This window comes from Aporhodopirellula sallentina SM41, assembly GCF_000346505.1.
Classification (GTDB): Bacteria; Planctomycetota; Planctomycetia; order Pirellulales; family Pirellulaceae; genus Rhodopirellula; species Rhodopirellula sallentina.
In genome coordinates this window covers 14,755-29,483 of record NZ_ANOH01000146.1, presented here as the reverse complement: position 1 = coordinate 29,483, position 14,729 = coordinate 14,755, and the positions used below count along the sequence as shown (strand labels likewise).

The following is a 14,729-nucleotide window of genomic DNA, read 5'->3' as shown; positions in this document are numbered from 1 at the left end:
ATTTCCCCTTCAACGACCGATCTCGTCAGTGCCGAATTCTGCCACACGTCTTCCGACCGATTTGCGATACCGCCAAGGCGGATGGTTGTTCCTGGGCACGCTGTTGGTGTTCTTCCTCAGCAGCCTATTGCTCTACGGGATCTATGCGGCATCGCGTCAAGGCGACCCGCAAACGGCCGTCGCGCTGCCGGCGAGTTTTCTGTTGAGCACCGGTTTGCTGATCGGCATCAGCGGGTTGGTTCATTTCTCGACGCGAGCGGTCCGGCGCAGTCGCCGATTCACCACAGCAGCACTGTTGTTAATCAGTGCAATCGTTGCGGTGGCGTTCATGATGATCCAGTACGAGTCGATGCTCGAACTGCTTCGCGGTCCGGCGATGCAAGGCGGAACCGGCAAAGGCGTCGCGGGGATGGTCGTCGTGCTCGCGTTTCTTCACGCGTTGCACGTCGCCGGCGGAGTGGTGTCGCTATGCATCGTTGGCATTCGCGCCGCACTCGGGAAATACGACCACGAACGATACTGGCCCGTCGACTTTGCCGCGCACTACTGGCACTTTCTCGATCTCGTCTGGCTCTGCATGCTGGCCACGTTCATTGTCACGACGGGCGGCTTTGAGCTAAGCCTTTAGCGGTTGCGATCGATCGAGGCCGCATAGCAATTTGCTACGCGTATCGCTGACGCGTGTCTGCCTGCTCGCCGCCTACTGAATTTTTTCGGGCAGCGGCTCATCGGCCGGGACCAACCGCATCGAGATACTGTTGACGCAGTGGCGGATGTTTTTGTCCGTCAAATGCTCGCCTTCGAAGACATGCCCGAGATGGCCACCGCAGTTGTTGCACATGATTTCAGTGCGCCGACCGTCGGCGTCGACCTCTCGCAAGATCGCACCTTCGATCTCATCGTCAAAGCTCGGCCAACCGCAGTGGCTGATGAATTTGTGTTCGCTCCGATACAGCGGCGCGTTGCAGCGACGGCAGATGTATATGCCCGCGTCTTTCGTGTTGGTGTAACCGCCCGGCCCGGGCGCTTCGGTCCCTTTGTGCAGAATCACGCGAGCCGCTTCGGCATCGAGATCGTTGTACTGGGGCGTGGCGTCTTTGCTCGATTCGTCGGTCATGATGCGTCAATGAATGGAGGATCGGGGTTGTCGTTGCGAAGCGATTCGGGCGGCCGGTTTTGTTCGATCCGGGCGTCCGTTTGAGCCTCGACCGCGCCGCTGTAAATCTCATGGGCGACCAATACGATCATGCCAACAAACAGCGGCAGGATATAGTAGAGGATGCGAAAGATCAAAACGGAAGCGAGTACCGGTTGCCCCACTGTATCTTTGAGCAAAGTCCAAAGGATCAACTCCAACACACCGAGTCCGCCGGGCACCTGAGAGATCAACGAGACAACGATCGCCACCAAATACGCCGCCAACACCATCGAGAACGGCACATCCGCCCCGCCCGGCATCACGAGATAAAGGGCCGTCGCCGAGATCAACAAATCAACCGCCGCGACCGACGCCTGCACCGACGCGAGGCCAACCGATGGAGGTCGCAAATGCAGCTTTCCGATCGGCCACGGCTTGTGCCAGAACAAACAAACCAGTCCGTAAAACGCGGTGACCGACAACAAGATGATCCCCAACGTCCGGGTCCCGAACGGCAACGCGTACTTCGCCGGCAGTTCAATCGGCGCGAGCGTCAACGCGACCCCGCCGAGCACACAAACCCCCGACCAAAACGTCAACGCCAACACCGACATCAACGCAACGATCTGCGTGTGCGTCAAACCCCACCGGTGATAAAAGCGATACCGGATCGGCGCCGCAGCGATCAACGTTCCGAGGTTGTTGCCGAGCGAGTAACCGAGGAACGACACCAACACGACCCGCCGCAGCGGCAACACCCGGCAAACGTAGCGCAACGCGAGCAAGTCGTAACAGGTCAACAGGCCGTAGTTCAGCGCGATCAGGATCGAAGCGATCACGAGGTAAGCGGGCTCGATGCTGGTGATCCCACCAACGAACTCTTCACGAGTCACCTTGCCCGCTTCGGTGATTAACAACTTGACCGCAAAACCGAACAGGACCAACGCCATCGCGGGCCCGACGAGTTTACGTGGATCGACCTTGAACAATGGAAGGATGCCTTGGGGGATGCGTCACCGAAACAACGTCAGGTTAAATACGCCAGATTGGGACTGCGTTAACTTGGGAACACGTGTACTTGGGAACGCGTTCAATGGGAACAATGCTGGTTGGGAACGATGTTGCTAGCTCGTCCAATTATAAATCACTGGGGTGAAACATCGAGATAAACCGCCGGACCATCGCACCACGAAACTCGAAAATCGTGATGTGTCCACTTTCATAACACCCACCGCCTGTTTCTCGAAGGGGCAGACCGGATTTGGAAACACTCGTGACGGGAACTTAACGAAGAACTCGCGAGCCACTCGGCGAATCGGCATCCCACAACAAAACACCCCGGCAGACTCAAACGCATCAGGCACGCCAACGACATACCGGATCAACGCACGAGTGGCGCGTCACGATCAAGAATGAGGGTTCCAGAGCGTAGTGAAAATCGACAAGACTTTCGATGATTCAGAAGCCATCCCGAAACTCTCGGCGAGTTTCGCTACCCGAAAACCAGGCTTTGACGCACCACTGGCGACAGATTCGTCGCGGGATTGCTGCGAGGAGGCATTGTAGATCGACGGCGATCGAGCGGTATAGCGACCGCTCGGCGTTTCATGAATTCTTCGCATCGGCGACGCGAACGAGTACCGCACCGATTCGCATTCCGGTGCGGTCCGACTGCTGACTCAGTGAGGATCGGCAAACATGCCGTCACTCGAGTGGCGACTACCAGACCTGAGGTTGCCCGCCGGCGTCTTCGTAATCGATGTCCTGCAGTTCGAGGTCACGATAGCGATCCTGCATTTCTCGCAGATCGCTGTCATCGAGTTGCAAGTCACGCTCTTCGTCGTCCGTCCGTTCGGGCGAATCATCCGGAGTCTCTGCCGATTCCTCGGGCTCGGCGTCCTCGTCACCGCTGATTCGATCACGGTATCGCTCGTCCGCCGCATCCGAATCGACGCGAGCCGACAAATCGGACGCTCGGCTGCCGCCGGGGTCAAAGAGACTGCCGACGCGTCCGGAATCACGCAGCGTGCGTTGCCACGCGCCGCCGTAAGACGGATACGACTCCAAGTCACAGTCCGCACACAACCGGCAACCACCGGTGCTGGCCAAAACCGGCCCGGCGAGAACCGCGACCGTTAGGATTGTCGCAATCTTTCGGCGGCGTGGGCTCAACGATTCGTGTCGTGCAGATTTCGCTGCAGTGCGATCGGCGGATTTAGTCATGGGACGCCCCAAAACGGGAGTTTTTGGAAGGAAAATGCGGCGGAAGTCGGACCATTTTCGTCTTCGGCCATTCACCACGGCTCAGCCCAGTCAAAATGGGAAGAATTTGCGGGTTAATCCGATCGCATCGAATTTTCTGGCATTTTTTTTCAAAATTCACTCAAGTTCGACCTTCCCGGCGGAGTGCCAAATACGAGAGAAAGAAATTGTCGCGGCCAGCACGGACCGCTCGCCCGACCCTCGAGCACGAACGCTCGAGTCTTTTCTGCTCAGTACAAGGAAGTAAAGTGATGGCTCAAATCGTATTCATTGCCTCGGCGTTCAGTGCACTCGGACTCCCGATGGTCGCGCTCGTCGCGTTGTTGCTAGCAAAGCTGACCACGGGTACAGCGGCCCGCAAAGCCGAACGACGCTTCCTCGCCGTTTTGGTCGTGATGACACTCGTGACGGCCCATACGGTTATGATGCAGAACGCCGCCTGGCTGATTCATACCACGACGCTGTCGCTGATGGTGATCGGTTCACTATGGATCCCGGGCCAGAAATCACTTAGCGAATCCAACGACCCGTTCTTCGCGGGATAATTTGATGCCCCAATCCGCCTCCACCCTGACCGATTCCGATTCCTCTCCCGTAACGAGAGTGAGCGTCGTTCCTGGTGGACCGGTGGAAGGCAAAATGAGACCGCCGGGCAGCAAGAGCCTGACCAACCGAGCCTTGATTTGTGCGGCCTTCGCCAGCGGGACCAGCCGCCTGTCCGGGACCCTGGTCAGTGAAGACACCGAGGTCATGATCGAATCCCTGGCGAAAATCGGGGTCTCGATCAAACCCGTCGACGGCGGCCGAACACTCGTCGTCGAGGGCGTCGGGGGAGTCGTCAGCGATGACGCGAGGAAGATCAGCTCCGAAACCCCGGTCGAAATGTTCATCGCCAACAGCGGAACGACGGTCCGATTCCTGACCGCAGCCCTGTCGGCATTTGGTGGCAAATATCGTCTGTCCGGAATCGACCGCATGCACGAACGGCCCATCGGCGACCTCGTCGATGCGATCGCACCGGCACTCGACGGATCGATCGCGGCAACCTCCGAAGGAAAATGTCCCCCGGTCGACATCGACTCCAAGGGATGGACCGGACAACCGATGCGTGTCGGAGGCGGCGTCAGCAGCCAATACCTCAGCGGCCTGATGATGGCCGGCCCCATTGCTAGCAAACCTATCCGAATCGAAATCGTCGGCGAGATGGTTTCGATCCCCTACGTCCGCATGACTGCCCGTTTGATGGAATCGTTCGGCGGAGTGACCGGTTGGGAATTCGACGGCGACGAACCGTGGTCAGGGCTGCGCTGCGTCAACGTGGAAGGGTCCTACCAGGGTTGCGAATTTGACGTCGAGCCGGATGCATCGGCGGCGAGTTACTTCTGGGCCGCCGCCGCGATCTCAGGTGGACGCGTCCGCGTCGAAGGACTCACCGAGAACGCCACGCAAGGCGACGTGCGTTTCGCCCGCGTGCTCGAGCAAATGGGCTGTCAATATTCCTCGGATGAAAACGGGATCACGATCCAAGGCGGGCCGCTCTCCGGGATCGACGTCGAGATGGGCGAGATCAGCGACACGGTGCAAACGCTCGCCGTCGTCGCTCTGTTCGCAGACGGCCCGACTCGCGTCCGCGGGGTCGCCCACAACCGATTCAAAGAGACCGACCGGATCGGCAACCTCGCGATCGAACTACGCAAACTCGGCGCCCGCGTCGACGAGCACGACGACGGCCTGACGATCCATCCTCTGTCCGATCCGGCTCGGCTCAGCGTCGGCGGCCCGGTCGTGATGGAAACCTACAACGATCACCGAATGGCGATGAGCTTCGCGCTGCTCGGGCTGCGGCTGCCCGGGATCGAGATTCTCAACCCTGCCTGCACCCGCAAGACCTACCCGGACTTCTGGGCCGATCTGCAAACGTTGACCGGACGGTCGCACGTATGGACCACAACCGGCGCGACCGGAGCCGTGGCCCCATGAGCCTTCTGATCACCTGCGACACCGGAGGCTGGCGAACTCCCTCGCGACTGCGATCTCACCTCGCAGGCACGCCGCTGGAATCGTCCACCTCGGTGAGTGAACGCCGGCCGAACGCGGCCGCTGCAGGTGACGATCCGCTCTCCCGAACAGGCATCGATCGCGAGGCCTACTTCGCCGCCCGACGTTTGGCTCACCGCAGCGGTGCGAGCCTGATCAGCAACGAACTCCGTTCTGACTTGATCGACGTCGGGCACTCGCTGCACCACCGCGAGCTATTCCCGCCGCGTGCCCGCACCCTGCCGCCGGCCACGCGCGATGCCATCATCGAGGTCATCTACACGCCCTATCGCCAAAAGGTCGAGCGTCAGATCCTCACGCTCTTGCATCATTGGTCCTACGTCGTCCACTTGTCGATCCGAACGTTTGATGCCAAGACCAGCCAAGGCAACTGGCGACGCGGCGACATCGGATTGCTCTACGATCCGTCGCATCCCGACGAAGTCGACTGGTGCCTGGATTTCATCGAAGAGCTCTACGACATCTCGCCTGATCTCAAAGTCCGCCGCAATCACCCGGGCCGCGGCACAAACGATTCGCTGACCAAAACGTTGCGATCTAAATTCTCGCAAGAGGTTTATCTCGGAATCGAAGTCGTCCTCAATCGCGCGTGGATGTCCCGGCCGGTCGTGCTGCGAGACGTCGTGCTCGACCAGATCGGCGAGGCGATCGCGTGCCTCACCGCCGAACCCGCGTCCGAGCAAAGAGCCCAAGCAGCGTGACGTCGGTCCGCCAGAAGACGCGTTAACGCGCGAGCAATCGAGGCACGCTCCACCTCGCTCTCACTGCGCTGTTTGCTCTGTACTATTTGCACTGACCTGTTTGCACTGACCTGGCCTGCTTTCACTGCCCCGCTCTGGGTCCACTGCCCTGCCCTGCGTGGATGCCGCGGCACCCTGATCCCTGCCCTCATCCGGTGCAAATCGCGCCCGTTGAACTTTAGCGCATTCTCGGATTCTTCCGCCGACGGGATTTTCTCAAAGATTTCTCTACCGTCCGCGACGATGAACGAGAGACAAGCACACGCATGAAGCGAAAGAATGTGCCGTTTCAAGGACGAAGCTGGTCTTTTCCACCATCCAGCTGACGAGTCCCCTACCGTGCGAAATCTCACTATCGGTGCCCTGATCATTATCGGCGGCACCGTCGCCGCCCTGCCCTTCCGCCGCGCCTCGACTGATGAGGCGTCCACCGATGGCGATTCTGTTTTGGCAACCGGCCCTTCCGACGGCCTAACCGCGAGCGACGAATCCGTTCCGTTCGAACAACTCTGGGTCGCCCCGGAACAGCCCTACGCGGCCGCTCCGTATCAAAACTCGCCGACACGCAGCACCCCGGGCGCCCCGAGTTCGCTCGCGTCCCAGGTCCGCTCCGCCGACGTGCCCCAGGGCATTCCGTCCAACGCGGTCGCTCGCCCCCGCCGCGATCTCACCATCCCGTTGACCTACGACGACCTCGCCGTGCCTCTGCACACGCCGTTGTACGAGGACGGTCGCTACGACGCGTTGGCCACCCACCAACAATCCGGTCGCCCGGCACGAGGCCCTACCACTAGCTCCCCTTCTACCGCCGCACCTTCTACCGCCGCACCGTCTACTGCCACCAGAACTACTGGCATCGCATCCAACTCCCGTTCGGCTCAAACCGCGAACGGCCTTCCCAGCCGTTTCGAGTCGATGCGAATCAGCATGGATTCCGACGATAACGCCGCGCGTCCACGAGCACCGTGGGAGATGTCCAATGACCTTCCCCAGTCGATCCTGACCGACTCGGCCGATCCACGTTCCCTCGCCCGCCGCCCCGATCAGGCATTCCCATCTGACCGAAACGCGTCTGCGGACGGGAACCTATCAGCCAGCTTTGATGCGGCCCCTCCCACGTCATTCGGCTTTCAATCGCCCGCTGGTTCGAGTCCTCAGCCCGAACGCCGATCATTGCCCGCCAACCAGCCAGCTCGATCCGGCGATGTCCGCGGACAACTCGCCAGCGATCCGCACGCTCGCCAGGCATCCGCACCCCAACCCGATCAATCGGCTCGCCCACGTCACTGGATCCGCCAACCCCAATAAAACCCAACGCGTTCCACGGGGAACCGTCCCCCTAAACGCCTTTTCCAACATCGACGTAGCCCATCCAAGCCCCCACCCTGCCCTCGAGCACCACGTAGTGGATCTTGTTAATGATCCCTCTCTACCAAAAGGATCTTTAACAAGATCCACTACGCAAAAATCGAGCAGACCGAAACGACTAACCAGTCGCCACAAACGCTCCGCTCGCCCTCACCCGGCTCACACGTTCCACGAGAAACACCACCCCAGAAACGCCCGACCGTGTCAACCCCTGTTTCTTATGAAACCGACCTTGTTTCCCAGCGCGCGTTTCACTTAGTTTCCCGGTCGTGTCCGATGTAGATGGATCGCAATTCCGCGATCCGGAAGGACACGCTCAGGAACATCAACCGTGGCTAGGATCTTCAGCGTAGTGAATCAGAAAGGAGGCGTCGGCAAGACAACGACGTCGGTCAACCTTTCTGCTGCGTTGGCCCTCTCGGGTAACCGCACGCTTTTGATTGACATCGATCCGCAGTGCAACGCCACCGGAGCCGTCGGCAGCGAACCGGCCGCCTACCACGCCTTGCTCGGCGACACACCTCTGCCCGACGTCGTTATCGAAACCGAGACTGAAAACCTCAGCCTCCTTCCCGGCAGCCGCCGCTTCCAAGACGCCGACGTCATGGCCAACTCGGACGAGCACGCCACCACCAAACTCCGTGGCCACCTCGACAGTGTCATGGAAGACTACGACTACATTCTCATCGATTGCCCGCCCAGTGCCGGCGCGATGACCGAGACCGCACTGACCGCCAGCACCGAAGTGCTGATCCCAATCCAATGCGAGTACTTCGCCATGGTCGGTGTCGCTCAACTCATTGGAACCATCAAGAAGGTCATCGGGGCGACCGACGGACGACTGACGTTCGGCGGCATCCTGTTGACGATGTATGACGAGTCGCTCGAACTGACTCGCGAGATCGACGAAGACGTCAGAGACTTCTTCGGCGATATCGTTTTTGAAAACGTCGTGCCCCGAGACGTCGCGCTATGCGAAGCCCCGAGTCACGGCCAAACTGTCTTTCAATACGCCCCGCGGAGTCGCGGTGCGTTCGCTTATACTCAACTGTGCATGGAGGTGCTGCAGCGTGACTAGTGCAACCACTCAAGGATCCTCGCAAGGGAATTCGTCCGGCTCATCACAACGTGGCGGTGCGGCTCGCAACGGCAGCGGCAAGGACCGACGACTCGGCAAAGGACTCGCCGCGTTGCTGGGCACTCCGATGGACGAGGACGGCATGCCGATCGATGAAGCCAGCTCGTTCGGTGCCGAAGGAAAAGGCGGCTCGACCAAATCCAAACCCGCACCAAGCGGCGACGGTGGCAGCGAGTCGGGCATCCAATCGCTCGAGCTTCCGATCGACCAAATCGAAGCCAACCCGTTCCAACCGCGTCGCGAGTTCAATCCCGACGAGATCGCGTCGCTCGCCGAGAGCATCAAGAACCACCAGCAACTCCAGCCGGTGCTCGTTCGAATCGTCGACGGCAAGTACCAACTGATCAGCGGCGAGCGTCGTCTGCGTGCGACCGTTCACGCCGGCCTGAAAACCATCCGCGCCGAAGTCCGCGAAGCCGATGACCGACTCGTCGCCGAACTAGCAATCATCGAGAACCTGCAACGCAAGGATCTCAATCCGATCGAAAAAGCGATGTCGTTCAAACGGTACATCGACGAACACAAGTGCAAACAAGATGACCTTGCCCGCCGCTTGAGCATCGACCGCAGCACGATCGCTAACTTGATGCGTCTGCTCGAACTCCCTCAATCGATCCTCGACATGTTGGTCGCCGGCGAGATCAGTGCCGGCCACGCCCGCGCGTTGCTGCCAATCGGCGAAGAAGAAATTCAGATGCAGATGGCCAGCAAGATCGTGTCGGAGACCTGGAGCGTTCGCGCAACCGAGAGCGCCGTTGGCGAATTGTTGCGTGCCGAGGAAGACGCCGAGACGGGTCTGAAGGTGACCAACAAGTCACGCCAAAAACGCAAACCCGTGCCGCCGCACATCGAAGCGATGCAGCAAGAAATGCGAATGGTGTTCGGCACCAAGGTCGAGATCAAAGCGTCGGCTCGCAGCCGCGGCAAGATCACGATCCACTTCAACGACGCCGAAGAATTCGAACGTCTCCGAGAACTACTCGGCTCCGCCGCCCGACCACAACTCCGCGTCGCCGGCTAGAGCGTTACGAAGGTTAAGGTGTCTGATTCCCGTATCCGGATTCGCCAGAATTCCCCCCCCCCGAGTTCTGGCGACATCGGCTACGGAACGATGAGACACCTACCAAACACTCTCCCCGATACTTCCAAACCCGACGCGTCGATTTCAATCCAACACGCACGGGTTTTCTCCAGGCGAAAGCCCCAACCGTTTTCATCACCCGCAAACTCTCTCTGGCAATCCGCCTCCCCTTTTGCCCGTCGGATTCCGCGGCCAATGCCATTCGGCTGATGGGGCCTCGGGATGTCTCTTGCGTACCAAACGTACGACCGTTTGCGATCCGGCGATCCGCACCAGCCTTCTTACCACGCCCCTGTTTCACATTGTTTCACGTGGCCTTCCGCTGGGGGATTCAGAATGCGCCGGATGCACCCGTTGCGCGCATCTCTCCACCTTCGACGCCTTCTCCAGTTCTGCGATTCGTAGGCAATCCGTCGTTCATTCTCGATAGGCAGGCGTGGCAATCGATTCTGATTTGTACATGCCCACACCGACGATACCTGCCTTGACGGCGAGTGAAACCTGAAGGGGCACGTCGTCTTTCGGGATCACGGTAGCTGTGCTGCACCAAGCAACAGCCACTCAAGTTTCGGAATAACCATGTTGACTCTTTCGCGGCAACGATTGCTCGCGAACCGGCATGGAGCCCCGACCTCCTCCTCCCCCTGATTGCAATGGATGCTCCTACGGGCATTGGTACGATGAACAAGGACGTTAAACGAGCACTCATTTTGTGGCCGGCGATCTGCGCAACCGCGATCACCGCCGCCACCACCCTCCCACTTTGCTGGGACGCTCAATCACATTCCTGTCGGTCACGCGGTATCGCGATCGACTCGTCGACTCTGGCCCGAGTTGTACGCATCGCCCATCACTTGATGGTGCCCGGCGAACACTCGACAACACCCGCTCAACACATTGAGTCGGTGACCGATGAAATCACCGGCACCATGATGGCAAGGTCATTGCAGGAAGCGCTGCAGGACGTCACCCCCTCCCACCGCCCCGACCGAGGCAAACGGGGGCTCGCGATTCCGCAGCGTTTCGCAGAAAACCTGGCAGGCGAAAAAAGTGCCACCCAGGATAAGTTTGTTGTGGAAGAGAAGGAACACTCGTCAGACGCAGCGGACCTGGACGCGAGCAACCAGGTGATCGCTCGGACGTTGTTGGCACCGGTACTGGACCCGGTGGCGGAGCTCGCAGGATATTCGGGACCGGAGACCGCCCCCACGGTCGCTCCGCAACCCCCGTCCGATCCCGGCCCAGGGTTGGACGATCCTTTTGCCGCCACCGGCATGACCGAGAACGCGTGGCTCGAACTCGTTTATGGATCCGACGCGGACCAAAGCGAGCTCGACGCGATCGCGGCTAGCGAAACCTTCTTCGCCGATACCGCGAATACATCCGAATCCGTTGCAAAATCCGCGACCGACCACCCATCGGATCTCCCCGGATCGCTGTTGCCGAGAAACGTCGAGGTGCTCGCCAAACCGAGCCGGCAGCCCGTTCGTGTCGAGGCCCGTCGTGAAACTGGCCTCAAGACCGCCACCATCGCATTGACGCCCTCGGTATCGGCGGGCAGCCCAATCACATGGCCACGGCCCAAACAACTCTGCCAAGATCTCTCGTTGATTGTCGCAGACGCAAACATCAACCGGGTACTCAGCCGCAACAACGGGATCGCCACACTCACATCGATCGACAAACCATCGAGCGACACGATGCGGGACCTGATCGCCGAAGGAAACCTACGCGTCAATTCCGATCGGACCGCCACCGCGCTGCAGCGTCAAGCGACCGCCGTCGTGATGGGCCGATGGGCGAACAAAGTCGAATCGACGCTCGATGAATTGCGAGCCCTGCCGCGAATCGGCGACGACCGCAGCGGGCAACTGATCCGCAAACTCGCATCGCTCTCCGAAGCCGGCCTGCAATTGGCCGAACGCGTTCCCGCACGCGACCAACAGGTCCGTTGGCTGCGAGCCGCACACGCACTGTCCCGACGGGCCGCCGTCTGGGGACCGATCTGGAAACTCGCGCAACAAGACGACAACACTCAAACGCCGTCCGACTTGGCCGACCAAGACGGAAACCTTACCGACGACGTATCCGCATCCATCCCGGGAGCACGCCTGTTCGGCAACCCCAACGGATACTCGCTCGTACGTTTCCACGAGGCCGCTCCTGCGATCGGCGATCATGTTGTCAACACGATCGAGCGACTCCGCACGGAACTCGCGCAAACCGGCGACCTGGAAGGTTGGAACACATTCCTGTTGCTCGACGAGATCGAATCCGCGGTGCATAGCGACGATGCCGACGCACGTTCGCTGCTCGCACAACGTTTCCTGTCTCGCCTCGATCATCACTTGCTCGACGGAGCACACCAGGAATGGTTGCAGCGTGATACGATCCGCGTTCTCGCATCTGCTATGCAAACGTGGACGGCACAACCGATCGACTACGCCCGCTTGCTGTCCGACATTGAACGCGGCGAAACCGATTCGATCGATCTCGCGGCGATCAAAGTCAGCGAAGCGTTTCAGTCGCTACGGTTCTCCAACGACATCGACGCCGCTCGAGTTGCCAAAGCAATCGACGTGACCTATCGAAACGCCAACGTGCGAACCGCGATCTCGGTCGACTTGATCGACCGGCTCATGCCACCGGTGGAACCTCGCACCGAACCGATCCGCACCAACGTGCTCGGCAACCAAGTCCGAGGGACCAGCACCGTGAGCACCGACCTGAGCCTGCGACTCACACCGTCGCCGAACTCGTGGAACCTCGCGATCGCCACCAACGGAACCGTCAACACGCACAGCCGCAGCGGACAATCCGGCGTCTCCGTCCTCAGCAACGGTCACAACGTTTTCAACGCAACAACGCCACTGATCATCCGGCCCAACGGCTACGACATCGGTCAACCCCACGTCAGTGTTTCGGGTTCACAACGTCTCAGTGCGATCCGCAGCCAATACGACGGATGGCCGCTGATCGGATCACTGGTCCGCGGGATCGCCCAAAGCCGCTTCCAAGAAGTTCGACCGGTCGCCCAGCAAATCAGCGAAAACCAAATTCGCGATCAGGTCACCTCGGAAATGCAAACCCAGCTCGAGGCCAAATCGCGAATTGCCGAACACCGACTCGACGAATTCGTCTTCGGACCGCTCGGCCGACTGGATCTCGATCCGAAAGTCATCGACTTGAAGACGACGCCCAAACGATTGGTCGCACGCTACCGACTCGCCGGCGATTGGCAACTCGCATCGAACACACCACGACCGCGTGCCTGGAGCGACAGTTGGATGAGTTTGCAGGTGCATCAATCGGCAATCAACAACACGATGGAACGATTGATGCCGACCGGCCAAGCCAAAACGATCGAACAGTTTTACACGCAAACGATGAAACTGTTCGGCCGCGAAGCCCCCGAGTTGCCCGAGGACGTTCCCGCCGATGCGATGATTGAGTTCGCTAAAACACGACCGGTGACGATCGAAATCGAAAACGGGAAACTGTGGCTCACCCTTCGCGTGGTCAGTCTGTCTCAATCGAAAGGCCCGGCCCTGCGACGTTTCATCGTCCGGGCAGCGTACCGGCCACAGATCGACGGACTCGATGCACGGTTGGTCCGCGACGGTCACCTCAGCATCAGCGGACCGGGAATGTCGATGCGGCAACGGATTCCGATCCGTGCAGTGTTCAACAAGATCCTCGCCGAGGGACGCAAAATCCCGCTAACCACACCCAAACTCATCGAACACCCGGCAACAAATGGGCTCGCGATCAGCCAACTCGAGATGCGTGACGGATGGTTGGCACTCGCGATCAGCCCTGAAACATCGTCGCGTGTCGCCGTGGGCGTTCGATCGGTGGTGACTCGATGATCTTGTTCCTGCTGATCCTCTGCATCAAATGCATGTTGCATCTCGTCCGAGGCGCCACATGAAAACGAGACGCAACATGAAACAGATTGCAGCCCGAATCTCACGTAGTGGATCTTGTTAAAGATCCTCATCCAGCAGGATCGTTAACAAGATCCACTCCCACCTACCCCACCACGATCAGATACCCGCCCGCGATACCGAATTTCGAATCGATCACTCGCGCACCGTCGAGCGACAGGTTCCACCATCGCTCAACGTTCCATCCCGTCGCTGCAAAATCGGCCATCAGTTCGCGTCTTGAGAACTGATGCAGAAACATGTCCGGCAGACCTCGATAGGCGTAGACCGCGTCGCCGTATTCCCAGTCCGACCGAGTCCACGACCGCACCGCCGTCGACATCAACTGTTTCACTCCGGGCAAATTCGTCAGCGCGGCGTAGCGATGATGCACGTGCAGGTAAAACCGACCGCCGGTGCGAACGACCCTGCGAACGTGAGCCAGGAAGCGCCGCCGGTTCTGCCTGCCTTGGATCATCCCCAACGTGCTGAACAAACACACCGCACCTTCGGCAACGTCATCCGCGATCCCATCGAGCTGCACCAAGTTCGCTCGGATCGTTGCCACCGATTCCAACTCTCGCTTGCGAACCTCACGCAGCATCGGCAATGACAAATCAACCGCGGCGACCTGATATCCATTGGACGCCAACACGGCGGAGGCTCGACCGGTCCCACACCCGAGGTCGAAAACCCATTTTTTTTCCCCGCCCCCGGATGGACCGACCGCCCCGCCCTGCCCCGGTGTCTCGGCACCTTCGGCGGCCGTTTCACCGGCAGATTCGACGGTCGATATTGGCGGAAACACGTCGGAGATGATCTCGAGATCGACCCCGCAAAGCGGCGTGGTCGCCACAAATTCGTCATAGCGGGCCGCGATCGCCCCTTCATGCACATATCGCCAGGTACCGGGCGCGACGCCTTCCGGCCGACGCCACGTTGAATTCTCTGGCCTGCGGGATCGCCGCGCCCCCGGGGCTGATGAACTTTCTGGGGTATCACGCGGTGGTATCGTCAT

Annotated in this window: 12 protein-coding genes; 8 read left to right on the top strand and 4 right to left on the bottom strand. The window is 59.9% G+C overall.

The window, feature by feature from the left end:
• Nucleotides 1–28 precede the first annotated feature (28 nt).
• Nucleotides 29–628, top strand: a complete 600-nt coding sequence (locus RSSM_RS09675) for a cytochrome c oxidase subunit 3 (protein ID WP_008677288.1) — start codon at nucleotides 29–31, stop codon at nucleotides 626–628.
• Between the two features lie 72 nt (nucleotides 629–700).
• Here the strand turns inward: RSSM_RS09675 and RSSM_RS09670 are convergent, their stop codons facing one another.
• The 3 genes from RSSM_RS09670 to RSSM_RS09650 all read right to left on the bottom strand — a co-directional run bounded on the left by RSSM_RS09670 (nucleotide 701) and on the right by RSSM_RS09650 (nucleotide 3,361).
• The gene (locus tag RSSM_RS09670; protein WP_008677286.1) at nucleotides 701–1,117 is read right to left on the bottom strand and encodes a methionine-R-sulfoxide reductase; all 417 of its coding nucleotides are present in this window, start codon (nucleotides 1,115–1,117) and stop codon (nucleotides 701–703) included.
• Complete coding sequence (locus RSSM_RS09665; RefSeq protein WP_044302038.1) at nucleotides 1,114–2,088, bottom strand: putative bifunctional lysylphosphatidylglycerol flippase/synthetase; 975 nt, start codon at nucleotides 2,086–2,088, stop codon at nucleotides 1,114–1,116. The genes RSSM_RS09670 and RSSM_RS09665 overlap by 4 nt, the downstream gene beginning before the upstream one ends.
• Before the next feature lie 769 nt (nucleotides 2,089–2,857).
• Entirely contained in the window at nucleotides 2,858–3,361 is a 504-nt protein-coding gene (locus RSSM_RS09650; protein ID WP_008677275.1) for a hypothetical protein, read from the bottom strand.
• A gap of 290 nt (nucleotides 3,362–3,651) precedes the next feature.
• On the opposite strand from RSSM_RS09650, the gene RSSM_RS09645 reads away from it, so the two are divergent.
• The 7 genes from RSSM_RS09645 (at nucleotide 3,652) to RSSM_RS09615 (ending at nucleotide 13,654) form a co-directional block, all read left to right on the top strand.
• A complete protein-coding gene (locus RSSM_RS09645) occupies nucleotides 3,652–3,945 on the top strand; it encodes a hypothetical protein (protein ID WP_008677270.1) in 294 nt (97 codons plus the stop codon).
• Nucleotides 3,946–3,949: 4 nt separating this feature from the next.
• On the top strand, nucleotides 3,950–5,380 hold the full coding sequence (gene aroA, locus RSSM_RS09640; RefSeq protein ID WP_008677268.1) for a 3-phosphoshikimate 1-carboxyvinyltransferase: 1,431 nt from the start codon (nucleotides 3,950–3,952) through the stop codon (nucleotides 5,378–5,380).
• Nucleotides 5,377–6,159, top strand: coding sequence for an N-formylglutamate amidohydrolase (locus tag RSSM_RS09635; protein WP_008677267.1), 783 nt, complete (start codon nucleotides 5,377–5,379; stop codon nucleotides 6,157–6,159). The genes aroA and RSSM_RS09635 overlap by 4 nt, the downstream gene beginning before the upstream one ends.
• A 378-nt stretch (nucleotides 6,160–6,537) precedes the next feature.
• The gene (locus RSSM_RS09630; RefSeq protein WP_008677266.1) at nucleotides 6,538–7,506 is read left to right on the top strand and encodes a hypothetical protein; all 969 of its coding nucleotides are present in this window, start codon (nucleotides 6,538–6,540) and stop codon (nucleotides 7,504–7,506) included.
• A 391-nt stretch (nucleotides 7,507–7,897) separates the two neighbouring features.
• The gene (locus tag RSSM_RS09625; RefSeq protein ID WP_144059692.1) at nucleotides 7,898–8,644 is read left to right on the top strand and encodes a ParA family protein; all 747 of its coding nucleotides are present in this window, start codon (nucleotides 7,898–7,900) and stop codon (nucleotides 8,642–8,644) included.
• Nucleotides 8,645–8,771: 127 nt separating this feature from the next.
• A complete protein-coding gene (locus RSSM_RS09620) occupies nucleotides 8,772–9,725 on the top strand; it encodes a ParB/RepB/Spo0J family partition protein (protein ID WP_044302034.1) in 954 nt (317 codons plus the stop codon).
• Between the two features lie 740 nt (nucleotides 9,726–10,465).
• Nucleotides 10,466–13,654, top strand: a complete 3,189-nt coding sequence (locus RSSM_RS09615) for a hypothetical protein (RefSeq protein ID WP_008677261.1) — start codon at nucleotides 10,466–10,468, stop codon at nucleotides 13,652–13,654.
• Nucleotides 13,655–13,817: 163 nt separating this feature from the next.
• Here the strand turns inward: RSSM_RS09615 and RSSM_RS09610 are convergent, their stop codons facing one another.
• Nucleotides 13,818–14,729, bottom strand: coding sequence for a class I SAM-dependent methyltransferase (locus RSSM_RS09610; protein WP_044302025.1), 912 nt, complete (start codon nucleotides 14,727–14,729; stop codon nucleotides 13,818–13,820).

Coding starts and splice junctions, on each gene's coding strand:
- RSSM_RS09670 (WP_008677286.1), bottom strand. CDS start 1,117: ATGACCGACGAATCGAGCAAAGACGCCACGCCCCAGTACAACGATCTC.
- RSSM_RS09665 (WP_044302038.1), bottom strand. CDS start 2,088: ATGGCGTTGGTCCTGTTCGGTTTTGCGGTCAAGTTGTTAATCACCGAA.
- RSSM_RS09650 (WP_008677275.1), bottom strand. CDS start 3,361: ATGACTAAATCCGCCGATCGCACTGCAGCGAAATCTGCACGACACGAA.
- RSSM_RS09645 (WP_008677270.1), top strand. CDS start 3,652: ATGGCTCAAATCGTATTCATTGCCTCGGCGTTCAGTGCACTCGGACTC.
- aroA (WP_008677268.1), top strand. CDS start 3,950: ATGCCCCAATCCGCCTCCACCCTGACCGATTCCGATTCCTCTCCCGTA.
- RSSM_RS09635 (WP_008677267.1), top strand. CDS start 5,377: ATGAGCCTTCTGATCACCTGCGACACCGGAGGCTGGCGAACTCCCTCG.
- RSSM_RS09620 (WP_044302034.1), top strand. CDS start 8,772: ATGGACGAGGACGGCATGCCGATCGATGAAGCCAGCTCGTTCGGTGCC.
- RSSM_RS09615 (WP_008677261.1), top strand. CDS start 10,466: ATGAACAAGGACGTTAAACGAGCACTCATTTTGTGGCCGGCGATCTGC.
- RSSM_RS09610 (WP_044302025.1), bottom strand. CDS start 14,729: ATGACGATACCACCGCGTGATACCCCAGAAAGTTCATCAGCCCCGGGG.